This window comes from Mucilaginibacter sp. (assembly GCF_028288185.1).
In the GTDB taxonomy this organism is placed as follows: Bacteria; Bacteroidota; Bacteroidia; order Sphingobacteriales; family Sphingobacteriaceae; genus Mucilaginibacter.
The window spans coordinates 24801-46583 of sequence record NZ_JAQBOF010000024.1 but is presented as its reverse complement, the minus strand read 5'-3'; the positions used below and the strand labels follow the sequence as shown (position 1 = coordinate 46583).

General features: G+C 43.5%; 18 protein-coding genes. 7 read left to right on the top strand and 11 right to left on the bottom strand.

Going from position 1 to position 21783, the window contains the following annotated elements:
* Nucleotides 1-1293, top strand: a complete 1293-nt coding sequence (locus JWQ34_RS09365) for an FGGY family carbohydrate kinase (RefSeq protein WP_299356824.1) — start codon at nucleotides 1-3, stop codon at nucleotides 1291-1293.
* 30 nt (nucleotides 1294-1323) lie between these two features.
* Here JWQ34_RS09365 and JWQ34_RS09360 read toward each other — a convergent pair whose 3' ends face one another.
* From JWQ34_RS09360 to JWQ34_RS09350, 3 genes are read right to left on the bottom strand one after another with little or no spacing between them, the layout of a single operon-like run.
* Entirely contained in the window at nucleotides 1324-2253 is a 930-nt protein-coding gene (locus JWQ34_RS09360; protein ID WP_299356822.1) for a dihydrodipicolinate synthase family protein, read from the bottom strand.
* 12 nt (nucleotides 2254-2265) lie between these two features.
* Complete coding sequence (locus tag JWQ34_RS09355) at nucleotides 2266-3045, bottom strand: phytanoyl-CoA dioxygenase family protein (protein ID WP_299356820.1); 780 nt, start codon at nucleotides 3043-3045, stop codon at nucleotides 2266-2268.
* A 14-nt stretch (nucleotides 3046-3059) separates the two neighbouring features.
* Nucleotides 3060-5360, bottom strand: a complete 2301-nt coding sequence (locus JWQ34_RS09350; protein ID WP_299356818.1) for a sialidase family protein — start codon at nucleotides 5358-5360, stop codon at nucleotides 3060-3062.
* Between the two features lie 110 nt (nucleotides 5361-5470).
* On the opposite strand from JWQ34_RS09350, the gene JWQ34_RS09345 reads away from it, so the two are divergent.
* Complete coding sequence (locus JWQ34_RS09345) at nucleotides 5471-6379, top strand: alpha/beta hydrolase (RefSeq protein WP_299356816.1); 909 nt, start codon at nucleotides 5471-5473, stop codon at nucleotides 6377-6379.
* A 4-nt stretch (nucleotides 6380-6383) separates the two neighbouring features.
* Here JWQ34_RS09345 and JWQ34_RS09340 read toward each other — a convergent pair whose 3' ends face one another.
* The 8 genes from JWQ34_RS09340 to rlmF form a co-directional block, all read right to left on the bottom strand.
* Nucleotides 6384-7634 (bottom strand): MFS transporter, encoded by a 1251-nt coding sequence (locus tag JWQ34_RS09340; RefSeq protein WP_299356814.1) that lies wholly within the window; start codon nucleotides 7632-7634, stop codon nucleotides 6384-6386.
* Complete coding sequence (locus tag JWQ34_RS09335; RefSeq protein WP_299356812.1) at nucleotides 7618-8763, bottom strand: galactose oxidase; 1146 nt, start codon at nucleotides 8761-8763, stop codon at nucleotides 7618-7620. Before JWQ34_RS09335 ends, JWQ34_RS09340 begins: the two co-directional genes overlap by 17 nt.
* The gene (locus JWQ34_RS09330) at nucleotides 8753-9697 is read right to left on the bottom strand and encodes a dihydrodipicolinate synthase family protein (RefSeq protein ID WP_299356810.1); all 945 of its coding nucleotides are present in this window, start codon (nucleotides 9695-9697) and stop codon (nucleotides 8753-8755) included. Before JWQ34_RS09330 ends, JWQ34_RS09335 begins: the two co-directional genes overlap by 11 nt.
* 136 nt (nucleotides 9698-9833) lie before the next feature.
* Complete coding sequence (locus tag JWQ34_RS09325) at nucleotides 9834-10535, bottom strand: GntR family transcriptional regulator (RefSeq protein WP_299356807.1); 702 nt, start codon at nucleotides 10533-10535, stop codon at nucleotides 9834-9836.
* A gap of 76 nt (nucleotides 10536-10611) precedes the next feature.
* Nucleotides 10612-11355 carry a uroporphyrinogen-III C-methyltransferase gene (gene cobA / locus JWQ34_RS09320; protein WP_299356805.1) on the bottom strand — a complete coding sequence of 248 codons (744 nt, stop codon included), beginning with the start codon at nucleotides 11353-11355 and terminating at the stop codon, nucleotides 10612-10614.
* 74 nt (nucleotides 11356-11429) lie between these two features.
* Entirely contained in the window at nucleotides 11430-12122 is a 693-nt protein-coding gene (locus JWQ34_RS09315; RefSeq protein ID WP_299356803.1) for a Crp/Fnr family transcriptional regulator, read from the bottom strand.
* A 211-nt stretch (nucleotides 12123-12333) separates the two neighbouring features.
* Complete coding sequence (locus tag JWQ34_RS09310; RefSeq protein ID WP_299356801.1) at nucleotides 12334-14100, bottom strand: hypothetical protein; 1767 nt, start codon at nucleotides 14098-14100, stop codon at nucleotides 12334-12336.
* Between the two features lie 9 nt (nucleotides 14101-14109).
* Nucleotides 14110-15072, bottom strand: a complete 963-nt coding sequence (gene rlmF, locus JWQ34_RS09305; RefSeq protein ID WP_299356799.1) for a 23S rRNA (adenine(1618)-N(6))-methyltransferase RlmF — start codon at nucleotides 15070-15072, stop codon at nucleotides 14110-14112.
* 126 nt (nucleotides 15073-15198) lie between these two features.
* Between rlmF and JWQ34_RS09300 the strand changes: the two genes are divergently transcribed.
* The 5 genes from JWQ34_RS09300 (at nucleotide 15199) to JWQ34_RS09280 (ending at nucleotide 21777) form a co-directional block, all read left to right on the top strand.
* The gene (locus JWQ34_RS09300; RefSeq protein WP_299356797.1) at nucleotides 15199-16710 is read left to right on the top strand and encodes an alpha-L-fucosidase; all 1512 of its coding nucleotides are present in this window, start codon (nucleotides 15199-15201) and stop codon (nucleotides 16708-16710) included.
* Between the two features lie 175 nt (nucleotides 16711-16885).
* Nucleotides 16886-17515 carry a (2Fe-2S)-binding protein gene (locus JWQ34_RS09295; RefSeq protein ID WP_299356795.1) on the top strand — a complete coding sequence of 210 codons (630 nt, stop codon included), beginning with the start codon at nucleotides 16886-16888 and terminating at the stop codon, nucleotides 17513-17515.
* Between the two features lie 13 nt (nucleotides 17516-17528).
* Nucleotides 17529-18512: a xanthine dehydrogenase family protein subunit M gene (locus JWQ34_RS09290; RefSeq protein WP_299356793.1), complete on the top strand. Its 984-nt coding sequence runs from the start codon at nucleotides 17529-17531 to the stop codon at nucleotides 18510-18512.
* A complete protein-coding gene (locus JWQ34_RS09285; RefSeq protein WP_299356791.1) occupies nucleotides 18509-20827 on the top strand; it encodes a xanthine dehydrogenase family protein molybdopterin-binding subunit in 2319 nt (772 codons plus the stop codon). Before JWQ34_RS09290 ends, JWQ34_RS09285 begins: the two co-directional genes overlap by 4 nt.
* A 113-nt stretch (nucleotides 20828-20940) precedes the next feature.
* A complete protein-coding gene (locus JWQ34_RS09280; protein ID WP_299356789.1) occupies nucleotides 20941-21777 on the top strand; it encodes a phytoene/squalene synthase family protein in 837 nt (278 codons plus the stop codon).
* Nucleotides 21778-21783: the final 6 nt, after the last annotated feature.

Here is a 21783-nt window from a genome sequence, read left to right as displayed (position 1 = left end):
ATGCAACCTACACCAGTTATAGCGGTTTTTGATGTGGGCAAAACGAATAAAAAGCTCTTTCTTTTTGATGAGAGCTATAACATTGTTTTTGAACGCTCGGCCAGGTTTAATGAGATAGTTGATGAGGACGGCTTTGCCTGCGAAAATCTGGACACGCTTAAAAAATCGGTATTCGATGCATTGAATGAAGTTAGCCGCCTGGAGCAATTTGAAGTAAAGGCGGTTAACTTTTCGGCTTACGGCGCCAGCTTTGTCTATCTGGACAAGGACGGTAACACGGTAGTGCCGCTGTACAATTACCTGAAACCCTACCCGGAGGATATCAAAAAGAAATTTTATGATACCTATGGCGACGAGGCCGATATTGCTTTCAAAACGGCTTCGCCGGCTTTGGAAAGTTTGAATTCGGGCCTGCAATTGTATCGCATCAAATATCAAAAACCTGAGCTGTTTAAGCGCATTGAATATGGTTTGCACTTACCTCAGTATCTGAGCTATTTGCTAACGGGAAAAACTTTCTCTGATATGACCAGTATTGGCTGTCATACCGCGCTGTGGGATTTTGAGAAAAATGATTACCACGATTGGGTAAAGCAAGAAGGTCTTGATAAAATTCTGGCGCCAATTGCCCCGGCTGATGAAAGAATTCCATCGTATTTTAATGGACGTTGGTATCAAGCCGGCATTGGTCTTCATGATAGCTCGGCAGCATTGATCCCGTACCTTGCGAGTTTTCATGAACCTTTTATTTTACTTTCAACCGGTACGTGGTCAATCAGTTTAAATCCTTTTAACCAATCGCCGTTAACACCTGAAGAGTTGGCTAATGATTGTTTAAACTATATTCAATACAAAGGTAAACCCGTAAAAGCATCCCGTCTTTTTAGCGGGCATGAGTATGACCAGGGCATCAAACAAATTGCAGAAGAATTTGGGCATGATGTAATCAAATACCGCAATATACCTTATGATATCAATGTGTCTGAACCGGATGTAGTTGCCTATTATAAGTTAATGCATGACCTGATAGACAAGCAAAAGATATCTACCGGTTATGTATTAAAAGATACGCCCGTAAAACGCATTTTTGTGGACGGCGGGTTTAGCAAAAACTCGGTGTTTATGCATTTACTGGCAGCGGCTTTCCCGCAGTTAGAGGTTTATGCCGCATCAATGGCGCAGGCAACGGCTATGGGTACGGCATTGGCTATACATAATTGCTGGAACACCAAACCCATACCACACGACCTGATCAATCTTAAATATTATTCAGGATCAAACTATGCAGTGTAAGAGGACATTACCTTTACACTGCATAATTTATTAAGCCATCTGCTTAACCGCCGAGTACATTTTCAATAAATCAAAAAATCCTATTTCTTCCAGGTCGGCTTTTAGCTCGTTATATGCGGTATCTGATAAGCCGACTAACGGCAATCTCGGGTTACCCAGATCAATACCTAACATCTTCACAATGGCACGTTGCGCGGCAATTGATGGATGCTTAATAATGGCCCTTATAAAGTCGATCACCTTTGCCTGCAATGCACGTGCCTCTTCGATCTTACAGGCGCGAAATAGTTCAATAATACGCAGGTAAACCGGGGCAGCAAATGTATAGGTACTACCAATAGCACCTTCTGCGCCTACTGCCAAGGCGGGCAACAACATTTCGTCATAGCCCGATAGTACATCAAATTTTCCATTTTTATAACCTAGGCAGGCCTGGTACTCATGCAGGGTTGAAGCGGTATATTTAATACCGGCAAGGTTAGGTATCTTCTCTTCGCCTAATTTTAAAAAGTCAACCATATCCATACCCACACCGGTTAAAGTTGGCATGTGATAATAGTAAAAAGGCAGGTTCGGCGCGCCCGATGCAATCTCGGCCATGCAATCAACCAGGTTTTGTACAGTACTTGGTTTAAAGTAAAACGCCGCTATTGATGATATGGCATCGGCACCTAGTTGTGCGGCATGTGCTGCCAGTTTTTTACTTTCGTGGATAGATGTATGGCCAACATGCACCAATACTAACAGCCGTTTGTTAGCGGCTTTAATATAGGCCTCGGCAACAGTCATGCGTTCTTCAATAGTCAGGTTTGGGCCTTCACCGTTGGTGCCGCAAATGTAAACACCGGTAAGGCCATCGGCTACCAGCTTATCTACTAATGTAGGTATAAGTTCTATATTTAATGAGCCATCCGCCTTATAAGCCGAAAATGTAGCCGCAACTATTCCTTTTATTTTCATGTTTTTTATTTATTAAATGTTGGCTTCAAAAGCCTTTACTTCTTCAAATTTTGTATCGCCACGCACCAATCGCCCTAAACGTGGTTTGCGGTTATTGTAAACTTCAACCGCGTCTGCATCCGCATATCTTAAAAACAGTATACGCCTGTCGCGATCTGTAGAATAATTTCCGTCTGACTTATGCAGCATCCAGCAATTAAATATCAATGCATCACCGGCTTTCATTTCCATCGGTACAGCCAGGTTATCATCAGCCTTCACTACAATTTCCGATTGGCTCTTTTTCTGCATTTCATCCTGTTCAACCCTTATCTGGCCCTCTTTGTGGCTTCCCGGTATCAGCCATAGGCAACCGTTGCCACGGTCCGTATCATCCAACGCGGTTAGGGTTGTTAAGGCGTTATAAGGCTCTAACTCGCCGTAGCCATTATCCTGGTGCCAGCCAAAAGGTTTGGTATTGCCTTTCATTTTAAAAGTCAACTGCGAAGTAGCGCCCTTTATATTCGGGCCGATGATCTGGGTAGCAATATCAACCAGCGGGCCATCAAAATAATAATCCCTAACAGCTGCTGCCTGGTGATGAATGTTTACCAATAACGAATTTTGCAGCCAGCTTTTGTTGGGGTCAAATCCTTCTTTTTCTTTATCCCACGCAGTCATACATTCTTGCCGCATTTGTGCCAGGCCGGCATCTTTTACAATTCCTTTAATAACCAAAAAGCCGCTTTCTTTAAAAGATGCTAATTCCTCATCCGTCAGCTTCCGGTAGTTAAATAACTCCTCTTGTTTCATTGGTATTATATTCTTTACTGTTTGGTAAAATTTGCAAGGTTGATGGTTTTAAAAGCAACCCCTTCATAAGCCTTAGTAGTACCCGCCTCATACAGGCAAGCAATATCCTTGTTATTGTAAACTGCGATATCGCTATACGCAGATGGGCCGGGAAAGATCACCTGACTTTTAGGCCACGTACGTCCATCATCAAAACTAGCCCTAAGCGTTACATTTGCACGCAACAATTTATTAGCCGGATTGATAAACAACAATACTGATTTCTTTTTTGTTAAAGGATAATTTAACAAACTGCCCTGGCATACCGGCTCAATTAATGTAGTATCGGTTTGTACATTACCCCAGTTTTGGCCGCCATCGGTACTAATAGCCGTTAGCCTGGTTTTTAAAGTACGGTCTGCATTACGCATGTTCAGCATTAAATTTCCTTTTGATATTTCGGCTAGTGTTGCTTCGTTAGTTTTATCCTGTGGCGTATTGTTGCCTAATCTCCAGGTTGCGCCGTGGTCGTCCGAATAAATGATATGTACAAAGTTTTTACCGCTGGCAGCTTCAATATGATTTACCGGAACAGCCAAACGGCCCTTATATTTTCCGGTAGATATTTGTACGCCATGGCAAGGCCCGGTTGCATACCAGGTCCAGCCCGGCAGCTTTACATCTTTGGTTATTTCTTTGGCTGTAGACCAGGTTTTGCCTTCATCACCCGATGAAAGCACATAAACACAACGGCTATTTTTACTGGTTGATGCTTTGATGTCTTTTTCATGATCGGCACCTAAATTCCAGGTGCTTAGCAACCAGATCTTTCCTGTACTGGCATCCTGAATGGGCACCGGGTTGCCGCAGGTATTGGTCGAGTCGGTCCAAACTACTTGCACGGCGCTCCATGTTTTACCGCCATCGGCAGATCGTTTTAGTACCAGGTCAATATCACCAGCGTCGCCGCAATCTTTTTTGCGTCCTTCGGCAAATGCCAGCAACATACCGCTTTTTGTAGTAATTATAGCCGGTATGCGGAAACAAGCATAGCCATTATCGCCGGGCTTATAAATATAGTTTAAAGATTCTGTCAATGCAGGCAACACCGGTGCTAAAGCCACCGGAGCAGCAGCAACTTTGGTAGATGCCGTAGCTTCGTCCACGCCATTTAATATCCATGGTAAATTAAACTTGCTAAATACAATAGATCGGTTACTGGTATTGTTGCTTTTTACATCTTCGTTATACTCTATCAACGCCCCCACATGACGGTCGGCCGTTTTGGTTAGGCTTGAATATCCGCCCAATTTACCCGGCTCCGTACCAAAAACAGGTATATCCCGCCCTACCGGATAAGAATTTCCCTCATCGTAGCTTATCCGTATTTTCATGGTAGTGCGTGTTTTTTGGCTGGCCGCGTTTAAAAATAATATCCGGTTAGGTTCCGGGTCATTATATCGCCAAACAGAACCTTCACTTGTCGGGTCGGGCAAACCTAAATGTGATGTCCAGTTATTGAAACCACCCTCTATCGAACCTGTTGACACTTGCCTGAACTTTGGTAAGGTAGTAGTAGGCCTGTCATTACGTATCAAGTCGCCATTTAACTTTTCTATGATCGTGGCTTCTGTTGATTTTTTGGTGCCGGTGGCAATTACAGCGGTTGTCCAGGTAGCGCCATGGTCTGTACTATAAATATTCCTGCCATAGGCCGGGATAATTAAATAGCCTTTATCCGCGCCATGGATCTTCTGTATGCCAACGCCGGGCCCTATCCAATCATTGGCCATACCGGCAGGTTGGGTGGTAGCAGTTACATTTATAGGCTTAGACCAGGTTGCCCCTTCATCCGTGCTTGAAGAATAATAAATTGTCCTGTCGCCCGTAGCAAAAGCAAGCTGCGTATTATCAGAGTTAGTGTAATGAGTAGAATCATTACGCACCATAAATACAAATATTTTGCCGGTGGTTTGGTCTACAACCGTAGTAGGGTTGCCCATGGTATAATTACCCGGATCAGCAATAACTTGTAAAGTATTCCAGGTTGCGCCGTTATCTAATGAGCGTTTACAAACCACGTCTATATTGCCATAATCCTTATTGCTTTCTTTACGACCTTCGCAAATAGCCAGTAAATAACCATGTGCTACCGATTTGACCAATGATGGTATACGGTAAGAATGATAGCCCCCTTCGCCACCGGTAAATATTTTCTGAGCGGCATATTCAGGGGGGGCGAGTGCGGGCTTTGCTTTTTGCGCAATTATTTTTGCGGGGATAGCTAATAATAATGAAACTATCACAAATAGCAGGTTAACAAAACGTATTTTCATTTTAACGGTCTATTTCTACAAGTATAAAAACTTTCTGAAGCCAAATATATCATTATGTTCTACATAATAGCGAATTTATTTTATATTTGGTTTACCAATTAGTCCATATTATGAAAAAAATATTTATTGCCCTGGGGCTGGTTTTGTCGGCCTCTTTATTAAAAGCGCAAACCGTTATCCACCTATATAAAAATGTGCCTAACTCAAAACCGAACGATGTACATGAGTTGAATGACACTACCTCCAAAAGAGGCAAGGTAAGCAAGGTAACAGATCCCACATTAACCGCCTTTTTACCCGAACCATCAAAAGCCACCGGCACCGCTATTATTATTTGCCCCGGCGGCGGTTACTCTTATTTAGTGGTGAACGATGAAGGCGCACACGTAGCCCGCGATTTTGCGGCTCATGGTATCGCGGCTTTTGTTTTAAAATACAGGTTGCCAAGCGATATCATAATGGTAAACCGTGAGATTGGCCCGCTACAGGATGCACAACGCGCTATACAATTGGTGCGTGAGCATGCTATAGAGTGGCATATTGATGTCGCCAAAGTTGGTATTATGGGGTTTTCTGCAGGTGGGCATGTGGCATCAACACTATCTACTCATTACCAAAAAACGGTTATTGACAATCCAAAGAATATCAGCCTTAGACCCGATTTTTCATTGCTGATATACCCGGTAATTACTTTCCAGGATAGTATTTTGCATAAGGGATCTAAGAAAGCGTTGATTGGTGAAAATGCGACTTCTGAAAAAATAAGAGAATATTCTAACGAACTACAAGTAACTACTGATACCCCACCCGCATTTTTGGTACAGGCAGGTAATGATAAAGTAGTGCCGGTAGCTAACAGCATTAATTATTTTACCGCGCTGCAAAAGCACGGTGTAAAGGCCGAGATACATATTTACCAGGAAGGCGGCCATGGCTTCGGCATGAACAACGCTACCACACAAGATAAATGGATGGACCGTTGCTATAACTGGTTATTGCAAAACCACTTTTATCAATAAGCTATTAGCTTTTACTGCTGATCTTTATTCTTAACAATGACCATGCGGCTATCACCATAAATACGGCTGATACTTCATAAATAATGGCCAAGCTGATATGCGCATCCATCATCATGCCGCCTATGTACACCATTATGCCGCCAATTATAGTACTTAAAAAGTTGAGGAAACCGTAGCCGGTGGCGATGTATTTTCCATCTATCACCTGGCAGAGTATAGGCATCAAGTTACTATCATTAATACCGCGCGCCAATCCGTAAATGATCATGGCAACAACAGCAATGGTAAATACATGGGTCGATGCCATTAAAAACAGGAACGGCCCACCCAATGTAAAGCCGATAACAATCATATACAACCTACTCCGTTTGTTGGTACGGAACCATCTATCGGCCACAATACCGCCCAGCAATACCCCCATAAATGAGCCTATTTGTACGTATCCCGTTGCCGATAGGCCGGCTTTGCCCAAGCCCAAAGTAAAATGTTCTTTTAAAAACGTAGGCAGCCAACCGTATATCATCCAGTTAACAATGCCCAGCATGCAGAAATAAAACAGCAGCACCAGGAATGATTTTTCGGACACCAGCATTTTTATAGTTTGGAAAAGGCCTAGTCGTTCTTCGGCTACTATTTCCGGGTTGGTTGATACCGTTTCATCGCCACGCTTATTTTTATTATCGTGCAAAAAATAAATCAATATGATGCCATACACCACACCAAACAAACCTATCATTTGGAAACCATAACGCCAGCCCCATAGTATAGACATATAACCACCAACGCCACCAAAAGCCTGCCCAGCATATAAACCACTCATGTGCAAGCCTGTGGCCAATGAGCGTGTTTTACCTTTATGGTAATCGGCTATCATGGCCAGTCCTGCGGGGATGTAACAAGCCTCGCTGATACCCATAATTACACGGGCAACCAACATTTCAGGAAAAGACGATACAAAACCGGTCCACAATGTTACTGCAGACCATACGCATACGCTAAATACAATGATCCGTTTACGGCCATACTTATCTGCCAGGTAACCACCCAGCGGACTTAATATCCCATACGACAATAAGAACACAGTTGTTAATAATCCAAATTGCGCATCCGTTAATTTAAATTCGGCAGCAATCGGGTCGCGCATAGAGGCGATCAAATTGCGGTCAAAGTAATTAAGAAAAGCCACCAGCCATAGTATCCCCACTATTGCCCATGGGTAAAACCATCCGGCCGGGCGTTTATTTTTTAATTCCATTTGTGTCCTTATTTATTAATGGCGATGTTTTTATATGTGCAACTAATACTCTTGGTGTGCGCACTGCCGGGCGCACCTCGCCGCCGGGAAATACCAGGTCGCCATGCCATGATACAGATGTAGTTGTCACCGGTGCCCATAGGCTTTTATTAGGATTTTCGGCGGCATCAGCTAACTTATGGGTTTTAATATGACCGGCTATGTTCCATTTATTGGTTATAATTTGATAGCTCAATATCGCATCAGAAAACCCCGGATGCTTTTCTTTTAGTGTAGACGCGTTATCTGCCAATACACCATCATCGCCACCAAAAACCAACAATTCATTTTTACCATAAGCCAATGCCGGGCCAGCCGCCGCTACCACTGGCGAAGGCAGATCAGCCAGTTTTTTCCAACCCTTACCTGGTGTATAGGCATAAGCATCCTTTAAATATTTGCGATGCGCCGCGCCATTTTTATCTTCCAGGTCTGTACCACTAAATAAATAGAACGAACCGTTTAATGAACCGGCCACACTTAACATACGTGGTGGGCCGGGCCAGGTTTCCAGTTTCGTCCACTTCGGATTTTGGCTAGCCAGATCAATAGACAAAAACACCGAAGCCGTACTATTAGCATCTGAAACTAACAAACCACCTGCTATGTATAGCGTATGTCCAACTACAGCACCGCATGCGTTTGCTAATTTGGTGGGCAAATCCGGCCAAACCTCAAATTCGACATTTCCATTTGGGTAATAATTTATGCCGAACATGGATGGCACATGACCCTCTGCATTGCTACCACCTATACAGATTAATTCATTTTTGTAAGTTATAGATACGCCATAACCAAGCGGTTGCCCTAATTTTGCAATCTGCTTCCATTTACCGGTGGGATGATCCAATACAAATATTTTATCGGTCCATACTTTTTTTGATCCTGTCCAGGGTGCGCCGCCATCAGGGAAATTAGCACCACCAGCTACAATTAAAGCGTTGTTTGATATACCCGCGAATGATCCCGCGAAACCAAACGGATCTGGTATGGGTGCTAACTCGCCCCATTTAAACAGATCAGTTTTTTGTGCCTTTATATTAGTCGACATCATTAAAAAAAAGCTGATAAATAATATACTAAACCTCATGTGTACTATCGAAAAAGTAAGGAATCATTTGTCGGGCCTGTTCTTGCACCGCCGCTACCTGTTCTTCAGGTATCCATTTATACGGCCATCTTAGTCGCGTACCAACATTGTAACAGCCGCCAACCGTAGCTAAAAATTTATCTAAAGCCGGGTTGCTATAACCTTGCTGCTGCAAAGGGGCAATACACTTGGCAAAAAAGGCTAAAATATCAGCCTCTATTTTTAAGCCTTGAGTTATGTCGGTTTGCATCATGGCCCACCAGTTTTGCGCGGCTTTAGGATTTATGCAGGCTACATTTGAGTATGCCCCCGAAGCAATACCGCTCGCCATACCACTTGCCAAAAAATGACCGGGTACAAAAATGGATAGATGCGATGCGTGCAGTTTCATAGCCTCAACCCAATCGGCATCACGGCTTAATAGTTTTACGCCTATTACCTCTGGGATTTGTTTTAACAATTGATAATCTACAGGTTGTAAAACACGCTTGGCGTGGGGTGGATTATATAATACCAATGGTACGCCATCAGCGGCCTCTGCTAATCTCTTTAAGTAATCTACTAGTTCAGTATCTGTAACAACAACCCAATCCGGCAGGATAACCTGTATAGCATCCGGCTTAAACGCAATCGCTCTTTTTAGCCTGTTTAAAGCAATTATGGGCGATGGGTGACTGGCACCTATCTGGAAACACATATCTGCTTGCAAACATTTTTCAGAAAGAATGTTGTTGATGGTGTCGTATTCTTTCTCCGTCTGGTTATGGAACTCGCCTGCAGTTCCGTTCGAGTAAATGCCATCAACGCCGGCGTTGATAAGCATATCTATCTCATCAGCCAGTTTGGCATAATTAAAAGTATCATCTGCATTTACCGGCAGCAACAATGTTGCCCAGTTGCCTTTTAAATTATCGGCGTTAAGTTTTTCCTTCATTTAGGTTAAGCCATTGGCAGGCTTAGCGATTATGCCACAAATATAAAATAAAGTTATTATGTAGTACATATTAATAATGTTACTATATACTTTATTCTGCGGATACCAGGAAGAGTTTATTAAAGGAAGGCTGATACTATTTCTTAGTCAGGCTGTCAAAATGGGGTTTTAAATGCGCGTACATGCCGGCTTTAAAATCTTCTTTGGTACCGTTTTTAAGTATGTTAACCAAGTCAAGGTGATTTACTTTCCCGGTTTGATATTCTTTATCTTTTTCTAACGTAGTAACATAGCCAAAAACCGGCATCAGCATTACCTGGAAACGTTTAAGGGTATTGTTCCCCGTTATTTCATAAAGCTTACCGTGGAAGGCGATCTCGTTTTTTACTCTGAACCGCTTCTCGCCATCATGAGTTTCATCAAGCGCGATCTTTTCCAGCTCGGCAATATTCTTATCTGTTTTACGCAGAAAAAGCAGGTCGGCTAACCCCATCTCTAATACCAGGCGCAATTCAAAAAGGTCCTGTAGTATATGGTCGTCAATAATAAGGGGGTCAAGCACACGCTCAAAAGTACCCAGTACATCCGGGCGGGCCAATATCATACCGCGTTTTTTGCGGGTTTCGATCATGCCTAACATCCGCAAGCGGCTCAGGGCCTCGCGCACTACATTACGGCTAACGCCCAGCGCGGCCACCAACTCCATTTCTTTGGGTAAAGCATCGCCGGGTTTAAAAGATTTCTTTTTAAAAAATTCGCGCAATCTCAACTCCACAATGTCAGCCATTGTTTCCGTGGATACGCGCTCCAGGTCTTTACTTAAATTTTCTACATCCATATTGAAACAGCAGACACAATAATACATAATTATTATGTAGAACAAAAGGGAAGATTAGTGCAGCAAATATCGCTTCCTAAACCTCGACAGGTTTGCCCAGATCAACAACCCCACCTATAATAATAATTGCCGGATAAGTTAACTGTTTACTGTCGGCCATCGTTACCAAATCTCTAACTAATCCTTTAACTGATTTTTGATGTGGAGTTGACGCATGCTGAATAATAGCCGCAGGTGTTTCGCCATTCCCGGCATGGACATAAGTAGCGGCTATAGATGCCAGCTGTTTCATCCCCATATAAATTACTACGGTAGCGTTGCTTTGCATAGCCAACTGCAGATCGCCGGATAGTGTGCCATCTTTTTTGGTACCGGTAACTACCCATATGCCTTCGCTTATAGCCCGGTGGGTAAGCGGTATATCCTCTAAACCCGATGCCTGCATACTGGTTATACCGGGGATATAATAGGTTTTAATGCCTTGTTCGCGGGCATATATTATTTCTTCAAACCCCCGGCCAAATATAAATGGGTCGCCGCCTTTTAGGCGCACTACGCTACCTTTACTAAAAGCAAAGTGTTTTATTAAACTATGTATTTCTTCCTGTGGGGTGTATTTGCCATAAGGTTGCTTGCCGACATAAATCTGCACGCAATCTGGCGGGGTTAGATTCAACAGTTCCCTATTGGCTAAATTATCATAAAGTATTGCTTTGGCCTGTTGCAAAATTTTATACCCTTTAACCGTAATTAATTCTGGATCGCCGGGGCCGGCTCCTAAAACATATAATTCTGGCGGCGTGGATAAATTGCTATTCATGGTAATGATTTATATTATCCAAAATAACAAAAATTAAATTTTATAAAAGGTGAAAACTGTAATGCTTAAAGACTCTAAGCAATATCTTCGGTTAGCTTTAAAAGCTTGTCATAGTTTGAAATGGCGATGCTTTTGCCCGATAGGGTTAATAAGCCCTCTTGTATCAGCTCGTTTATTACCCTGAATACGGTTTCGTAAGTAGCGCCCGAAAAAGAAGCCAGGTCCTGGCGGCTCAGCTCGATATCAATAAAACCATCTTTAGTTAAACCAAACTGATCTTTTAGCATGATCAATGCCTCAGCAACACGGCCTTTTACAGGCATATGTGCCAGGTTACGCATCTTACGTTCAGACACGCGCAGCTCTTCTGCAAAAAACATTAAAAGATTGTAAGCAAAATCGGTGTTTACTTTCAAAGTGGCTTCAAAAAACGCCGTATCTACATAGCTAACAATGCCTGGCTGTAGTGCCGTTGCCGATATGGCATATATGCCATTACCGCCCAGCACACGATGGCCAAAAATTACACCCTCTTTGGCAAATCTTAAAATTAGTTCTTTATCAGCACCCCACCTTTTATGGACTTTTACAATCCCGGTATGTACAAAGAAAATCCCGTTAGCCGGGCTGCCTTCTTTAAAAATGAGTTCGCCTTTTTTTACTTTATAGTTCTTCTTGTGCGCTAAAATTGCTGGAATCCATTCCTTGATACAATTTTTGCACAAAAAACAGCTTTCAGCATCATCAATTACAACGGCTTTCTTCATTCAAATAATAAGATCAGTTAATATTGCAATATTAATCATTTATTGATTGATTTTATCATATGATTTTACTAATTTTTTAAAATAGATTCATTTATTAAACACATTTGCTACAAATAATTAGTAATTATTTATTTCTATTGAAATTATAACAATAAAGCACGCACAAAACTTACCTGAATTTGAAATTTTATAAAAATATCAATGTAATTAGCTAATAAGTTTTATTAATATATCTAAAATTAAACCTGCCTGATGGCGCTACATCGCCATTAATTAAAAAGTCAGTTATATCACCATCGGTTTGCATATTGTCAGACCATTTAAATTCAAGGTCTACCGGGCCTTTTATGCCGACGAGCTTTTTGGGGATCTTTATTTCTAATACATTATCCTTAATATGATAATCTAGTTCGCCAACTTTTACCCATTCCCAACCATTGGTTGATTTTTCTATTACAGCTTTTGCATTGGGGCTGCTGCGATTAATTACATAGTCGTAACCGTTCCAGCCGGTTTTATTATTTCTGTCGATATCAATAAATAACCGCATCCAGGCTTTGCCGGCAGACGGCGATAGTTTCTCCTGCGTTTGCACATAGAAGTAAACAAACTGCTTATCTACTGCCACTTTTGACAGCACAATATCATTGCGCCCCGTTGTGTTGGTATAATGCGTGCCCTTCCAGCCATCAAAATCACGGTGTATGGTATTGCCTTTATAAGATGCAAATTCGGGCTTTATCGTTTTCCAATCAACAAACAAGCCATTACCTTTATTCTTTATATAACCATTAACTTCTTGGGGGGCGGCCATGCCTTTAAAGCGCCTGATGTTGCCAACCATCTGGTAATAATAGTTGTCGCCGTGGCCGCCTTTCATGGGTTCAATATCGCGGCTGCCCTCTTCATTAAATTCATCAGGAAAGGCATTAACCTGGCTTTGCCATTTTTTGGCCCGGCCTGCTATCCATTCATTCCAGCCGGTAATAAATATAAAGTCGGGGTTTATTTTTAACGCCTGCTCCCATTGTTCCTGGAAATTATAGCCGTAATTAACCGCGCCAGGTTCGGTATGCTGTCCGTCTTTGTCGGTATAACTTCTGCCAAATGCGCCTTCTGAGTTCATTGCTGTTAACCCTTCTTTTTTCGACCAGTTTTGCGCCACGCCTACCGTCGCCTCTTCGAAACCACCATTGGGCTTTGGCCCAAAACCATGCTGCGGGTAAATCTCCAGCCAACCCCAATGGTCTTTACGCTGCGGGCCTTTATTATAAACCGGCTGTCCTGGGCGGAAGGTAAAGAAGTCTTTTATAGCAGCGTTTAACCCGGTTGCGTCAGCCCCGGAAACCATCTCGGGATAAGCCATGATAAGCGGCTTGCCTTTCCAGTAAAACCAAAGGTCCTTATACAATCCCGGTTTATACAGATCATTATATAATTGCGCAATTTCGCCTCTTGCAGATTCAGATGGGCCAAACGGCAATATAAATGCGATAGCCGGGGCCTTTATGCCATCCTTCCGGGCTTCATCAAATACTTTAAACAATGCTTCGTACGATGATTGAAAGTTGGTACCATTGGTCGAGTCGAGTATGACCACATCAACGCCTGCATCAGCCAGCATTACGGCCTGCTTGCGTAAAACCCAGGCATCCTCATCTCGATAATAGCCAAACAAAGGCTCGCCCCAATAAAAGGTGTTACCTTCGGCGGCACGCCAAACGGGGTTATCAAATTGGTATACCGCTTCGGGGTGTTTAGCCAAAACCTCTGATGTATTTAACGGAACCTGCGCGGCAAAATTAGTATGCCATACCCAATAAAAAAGCCCAACAAACTTATCCTTTTTAGGTAGGCCAACTTCTTTAAACTCGGGAAGTTTACGGCCCAAGGCATCAATAGCCGGATAGTTTGGCACAATGAACTGTGCAAATAATATCGTAGGCAGAAGTGTTAAAAGCAGTGCAAATCTTTTCATACCAGGCGGCTATTTCCAATATTTATTTTTCCAATTGGTTTGCTCTTCAGGTGTTAAAAATGTCCAAGCAATGATGCGGGTGGTTTTTTGCCCATGCGCCATGTTGATGGTTTTAACATCAAGCGCCTTATTCCATTTTAATGCATTATACGCCGCAGGCAACGTGTCTTTTTTTGATACCAGGGTGGTAAACCATAAGCATTGTTTGGCAAACTGCGCGCTTTCGGCAACCATACGGCGTATAAAACCGACCTCGCCGCCGTTGCACCATAGCTCGTTTTTTTGGCCGCCAAAGTTTAATAGCGTAGGCTTTTTCATTACACCCAGTTTCTTCCATTTGGTGGCTGTAACGTCCTGCGCCTCTTTAAATGAGCCATGGAACGGCGGGTTACACATGGTCAGGTCAAACCTGTCATCAGGCTTTATCGCTCCTACAAAAACATTGTCTTTGCCGGTTTGCAGTCTAAAGCTGATTTGATTTTGCAAACCTTTATTTAACCCGATAATATCTTTTGCCGACCGTATAGCCACCGGATCAATATCGGTACCTGTAAACTGCCACTTATAAACCGCGTTGCCAATTAACGGGTAAACACAATTTGCACCCATACCAATATCCAGCACATTGATCTTGTTTCCGTTTTGGATCTTGCTGCCATTGACTTCTTTCAGCAGGTCAGCTATATAGTGTACGTAATCTGCCCTGCCGGGTATAGGCGGGCATAAGTATCCTTCGGGGATATCCCAGCCGTCAACACCGTAATAATGCTTTAGCAGGGCTTTATTAAGTTCCTTAACCGCCTGGGGGTCGCTAAAATCTATCGTCTCCACATCGTGTTTGTTTACCCCAACAAAGTTCTTTAACTCCGGATCAGCTTTGCAAAGCAGTTTAAAATCATAGCCGCCGCGATGGCTGTTGCGGGGGTGCATGTTCTCTTTTTCGGCAGGTTTTTGGGGCTGATTAGTATTCATTTATGGGCGATGTGTTTTTTGCTAAGGTCGGTATTTCCTGATAAAAAATTCATGCTGATAAATAGCATGGTCGTTTATTGCTTTACCAGCTTTTGTAGCTATCTTTAATAACCAATTAAACCCGTTATGAAACTACATCTTAACCTGTTGCTAACCGCCGCGTTAACAGCAAGTCTTTCGGCAACATACGCGCAGGACTTGCCCATAAATGCGGGTTCCTTCAAGCCAACCGAAGAATCATTAAAAGAATATAAATACCCCGAGTGGTTCAGGGATGCCAAGTTTGGGATCTGGGCGCATTGGGGCCCGCAGGCTGTACCCCGCCAGGGCGATTGGTATGCCCGTGGCCTATATGAACAAAATAGCCGCCAAAATAAGTATCACGTAGCCCATTATGGGCCACCGTCAAAATTTGGCTATAAGGATATCATTCCGCTATGGAAAGCCGAGAAATGGGACCCTGAAAAGTTAATGGCTCTTTATAAAAAAGCAGGCGCCAAATACTTTGTAAGCATGGGCAGCCATCATGATAATTTCTTTTTGTGGAAATCGCAGATCCATAAATGGAACGCCTTTAATATGGGTCCGCATAAAGATGTAGTGGGGCTTTGGCAAAAAGCGGCGCAAAAAGAAGGGCTTAAATTTGGCGTATCAGAACATCTAGCGGCAAGTTATACCTGGTTCCAGGCGGCTCATCGTGCAGATAAGGACGGCGAGTTTAAAGGCATACCCTATGATGGCGCCGACCCGCAATACGCCGACCTATATCATACCAAAGCCGCACCTGGCGACAATGGCTGGCTAACCACCAACCCCGAGTGGATGAAAGAATGGTATGCCGATGTAAAAGAACTGGTAGACACCTATCATCCCGATCTGCTATATTCTGACAGTAAACTCCCTTTTGATGAGATAGGCCGCAGTATGCTGGCTAATTTTTACAATGGCAACTATTCGTTCCATAACGGCAGCCCTACCGCAGTTTATAATTGCAAAGAACCGTCAAACGGTAAATGGGTGCAAGATCTGGAACGCGGAGTACAGGATAACATTAATCCCTACCCATGGCAAACGGATACTTCTATAGGCGATTGGTTTTACCAAACCGGACAGAAATATAAAACCGGCACCGAGGTTATACAAATGCTGGTTGATATTGTAAGTAAAAACGGCAACCTGTTGATTAACGTTGTGCAAACACCGGAGGGCGACCTTGAACCAGATGTATTAAAAATAGTTGAAGATATTGCCGCCTGGATGCCCACAAACGGCAAAGGCATATATGGCAGCCGTCCCTGGAAAATTTATGGCGAAGGCCCATCAACCGTTAAAGAAAATCAGAAAAAAGGACAGTTTGCAGGCTTGAGTGATGTACGCCCTTATCAAACCGGCGACATCCGTTTCACCACCAAGGGTAACAACCTGTATGCTTTCTGCATGGAAACACCCAATAGCGATATACAGATCAAATCGTTGGGTAAAGGCTCGACCCTGAATGATAAAAAAATAAAAAGCGTATCGCTTTTAGGCAGTAACCAAAAAATTAAATGGAAGTTGGAAGATGACGCGTTGGTAATTACAAAACCTGATAATATGCCGAATTGGACAGTTATGGGTTTCCAGATAGAATTGAAATAAACCCTGGATAGATTAGATTTATATATAAGTACCCACGGATAGTAAAGCTACCGGGCGTATCGTTTTATACTCGTGAGGGGGCTACTTGCTTGTGGAATTAAGCCTACAGATATTTTTTATTTCTTACTAAACATTTTCCTATACCACAATGTTATTTTTCTATAATCTATTTATAGTGGAAAAACAGACTGACTTACCCGAAGAAAATGATGACTTATTAGGTGCCACCAGCCGGCGGGGATTTTTATCACAGCTAACGGTAGCCGGGGCAGGGATAACCTTGGCACCATTGTTAAGCCACGCTAAAGACATCATACCTGAAACAGCGGCAGCCGCACCTGTTGAAGTAACGGCCGTAAGCTTAACCATTAACGGCAAACACCATTCGTTAGAGCTCGACTCGAGGGTTACCTTATTAGATGCCCTGCGCGAAAATCTGGGTATGCCCGGCACAAAAAAAGGGTGTGATCATGGCCAATGCGGAGCCTGCACAGTGCTGGTTGACGGACGCCGTATAAACTCATGCTTAACGCTGGCGGCAATGTGTGAAGGCGCCGAAGTAACCACTATCGAGGGCTTAGCAACCGGCGACCAGCTCCACCCTATGCAAGAGGCTTTTTTAAAGCATGATGGTTTTCAATGCGGGTACTGCACTCCGGGGCAAATATGTTCGGCAGTTGGTTTGGTGAAAGAGGGGCACGCAAAAACAGATGCGGAGATAAGAGAACTGATGAGCGGTAACATTTGCCGGTGCGGGGCCTATCAAAATATATTGTCGGCAATTAAACAAGTACAAAACGTTTGATCCTGTAAACTATATGGAACCATTTAAATTGATACGTGTGCAGGATAACCAGGCTGCAATACATGCAGCAGGCGTTACCCGTACAAAATTTATTGCAGGCGGCACTAATATGCTCGACCTCATGAAACTGAATATCGAAACACCAAAACAGGTTATCGATATCAATAAACTGGGGCTTAATAAAATAGAAGAATTAAAAAGCGGTAATATCCTGATAGGCGCTTTGGTAAAGAATAGTGACCTGGCTTATCATCCAACGATTATAAAAAACTTCCCGGTATTGTCTGAAGCATTGCTATCTGGCGCATCACCACAACTAAGAAACATGGCATCCGTAGGTGGCAATTTAATGCAGCGCACAAGGTGCCCGTATTTTTACAATACCGATTTCGCCTGTAACAAACGGGTGCCGGGTTCTGGCTGCGCCGCTATAGATGGTTATAACAGGAACAACGCCATTTTAGGTACCAGCGATAAATGTATAGCTACCCATCCGTCAGATATGTGTGTGGCAATGGCTGCTTTAGGCGCGATTATCCACGTCCAGGGCATTAAAGGTGTACGCACAATTCCTTTCACCGATTTTCATTTATTGCCGGGGCAAACCCCGCATATAGAACATACGCTTAAGCAAGACGAATTGATCACCCATGTTGAGATACCCGCATTACCATCCGGATCCAAATCGCATTATTTAAAGGTACGCGATAGGGCATCCTATGAGTTTGCTTTAACATCGGCAGCTGTAGTACTAAATATCCAAAATGGCCGCATTAAAAATGCCCGGCTTGCTTTAGGCGGGGTAGGCACCAAACCCTGGCGTGCATTATTAGCCGAAAAAGTATTAATAGGCGCAATAGCTAATGAGCAAAATTACCGCACCGCAGCAGCAGCCGCCTTGAGCCAGGCAAAAGGCCATAAAGACAACACATTTAAAATTGAACTTGCCAAGCGTACGCTGGTACGTGCCTTAATAACCACGGGAGGTATGTCATGATAGAATCTGTAGGAAAACCAATAGACCGTGTTGATGGCCGTCTTAAAGTAACGGGCGCGGCAACTTATGCTGCCGAGTTCCCGGTAAAAAACCTGGCCTATGGCGTATCGGTATTAAGTACCATTACTAAAGGGCGGGTAAAAATCGTTGATATAGCACAGGCTAAAAAAATGCCGGGTGTTATAGGCATAATGACTAGCGAAAACTCCATGCAACTGCATTTTCCTAATGCATCTGACCCCGGCGGCGGCAAATTTGCTGAAAAGGATCTGCTGCCTTTGCAAAACGACCGTGTGTTTTACGGCGGTCAGCATATTGCCGTAGTGATAGCCGAAACCTTTGAACAGGCAGAGCATGCCGCCGCTACCATCAAAATACTATATGATGAGCAGGCCCCGGTGGTTGGTTTGGAAAAAAATATCGCGACAGCATATAAACCCGGAGCAGGACTAGGGGGCGCCGAAACACAAACCAAACGTGGCGATGCTGAAGCCGCCCTGCAAACAGCCGCCGTTAAAACAGACGAAACATATACCACCCCGGTATACCATCATAATGCTATGGAGCCGCATGCCACTATTGCCGAGTGGAAGGGCGATGAATTAATGGTTTATGATGCTACTCAATCAGTAATGGGTGTAAAAGGATTGCTAACATCTATGCTGGGTATCCCTGCCGAAAAAGTAAGGGTAGTTGCCTTATACATTGGCGGCGGTTTTGGCTCTAAAGGATTTACCTGGGGCAATACTATTTTGGCTGCAATGGCCGCTAAGCAATTTAACAGGCCGGTTAAACTGGTGTTAAGCCGCCAGCAGGCGTTTTCTGCAGCGGGCAGGCGTACGCAAACCATCCAGAAGTTAGCATTGGGCGCTGATCAAAACGGTAAATTATCAGCCATAAAACATGCTACAACGTCAGAGACATCATTTGTGGATGAGTTTGTTGAAACAGCAGGCGTAGCGACAAGCATGATATATAGCAGCCCCAACGTCGATGTCAGCCATGAGTTAGTTAGGCTAAACCGGGGCACACCTTGCCCCACACGTGCGCCGGGCGAAGCTCCAGGCACTTATGCGCTTGAAGCAGCTATGGATGAGTTGGCTAATAAACTAAAACTGGATCCCCTGCAGCTTAGGTTAATAAACCATGCTGATATGGAGGAGCAAAAAAAGAAACAATTCTCGTCAAAAAACTTGAAAGAGTGCTATCAACGCGGGGCTGATGCTATAGGCTGGAGCAAACGCAACCCGACTCCCGGTGTAACACGCGAAGGTAAATACCTGGTTGGGTATGGTATGGCCACTGCAACTTATCCGGCAAACCGCAGCGCGTCAACAGCAAGGGCAACATTGTTTGCAGATGGCCATGCAGAGATATTATGTGGCACGCAGGATATTGGCACAGGTACTTATACGATAGCTACTCAAATTGCTGCCGATGCCTTCGGTTTGCCCATAGACAAAGTAAAAGTAAAGCTGGGTGACAGCATGTATCCAAAAGGTGCACAATCGGGCGGGTCACAGGTTACAGCCAGTGTTGGCCCGGCTGTTAGAGCGGCTGCATTAGGCGCAATAAGCAAGTTGATAGATCTGGCTGTTTCCGATTCTAATTCGTCACTACACGGTTATAAAAAAGGAGATATTATTGCCGATAATGGCCGTATCCATCTAAAAAGCAACCCGGTTAAAGCCGAAACATATACCCAGATCTTAAACCGTAACGGTTTAGATAAGGTGGAGGCGCAGGCAAAAACAAATGTTTCTACAAGGGCGCAGGCGCCAACCCCGGCCCCGGCCGGTAGCCCTGAGGCAAAAGCGGAAGAAGAAAGCAAAGCAAACGCGGCAGTACAGGCTGATGAAAAGACAGATCGCACACCCTATTCCTTCCATTCGTTTGGGGCGCAGTTTGTTAAAGTGCTGGTAGATCCTGACCTGGGGACAATTAAAGTTGATAAAATAGTTGGGGTGATGGATATTGGCAAAGTCATGAATTTAAAAACGGCAACTAACCAGATAATGGGTGGAATGATATTTGGCATAGGCATGGCGCTAATGGAGAACACACAATACGACCCTAACAATGGCCGTGTTGTAACACGCGACCTGGCCCAGTATTTAGTGCCTGTACATGCTGATATCCCCGAAATTGAAGTTCAGTTTATAGATAAACCGGATCCATATATATCACCGCTGGGTGCGCGGGGAATTGGCGAGATAGGTATTACAGGTATAACGGCCGCTATTGCTAATGCTATTTATAACGCTACCGGCAAACGGGTAAGAGACCTCCCAATTACACCCGACAAATTGATCTAGTTTTTTTTAGCAAGCTTAAGCACTTGCATGTTATTTGCCACTTTAAAAAAGCGCTGACACTTTATGCAGTAAAATGCAGCTTTTGACGTTATAGTGCATTACATTTGCAGTGCATGAAAGCAAAGTTTGATATACTATCGGCCAAATTCAGTAAGACTATTACTAACCATTATAGCACCAGTTTTTCGTTAGGTATCTATTTCTTAAATAAAAAACTGCGCGGCCCTATTTATGCTATCTATGGTTTTGTAAGGTTGGCTGATGAGATAGTGGATAGCTTTTATGATTATCCCAAAGCATCATTACTAGCAGAATTTAGGGACGACTGCTTTAAAGCGATTGAGCGGGGCATAAGTGTAAACCCGGTATTAAATTCGTTTCAGCAAGCGGTAAACCAATATGGTATAAAACCAGAGCTGATCAGCCTGTTTTTAAACAGTATGGCCATGGACCTGGATGACAATGTTTATACCCCAGATAAATATAACGAGTACATATTAGGGTCGGCAGAAGTTGTTGGCTTGATGTGTTTATGTGTTTTCACTAATGGAGATGAAGCCAATTACGAGCGATTGAAAGAACCGGCAATGAAATTGGGATCGGCGTTTCAAAAAGTAAATTTTTTGCGGGACCTGAATTCTGATTACCATGATCTTAATCGTAGTTATTTTCCGCAGGTAGATCTGGCAGCATTTTCTGATGATGATAAAAGAGCCATTGAAGAAGATATCCGCAATGATTTTAATGCCGCGCTAAAAGGGATAAAAGAGCTTCCATCTACCAGCCGTAAAGGCGTATACCTTGCTTATGTTTACTATAAACAATTATTCTTAAAGATTTCACATGCACCTGCCGGGCAGGTTATGACCGAGCGGATCCGCGTATCAAACCGCCAAAAATTTGTGCTGATGTTTGATTCATTGATCCGCTATAAATTAAATACCTTATAAAATACC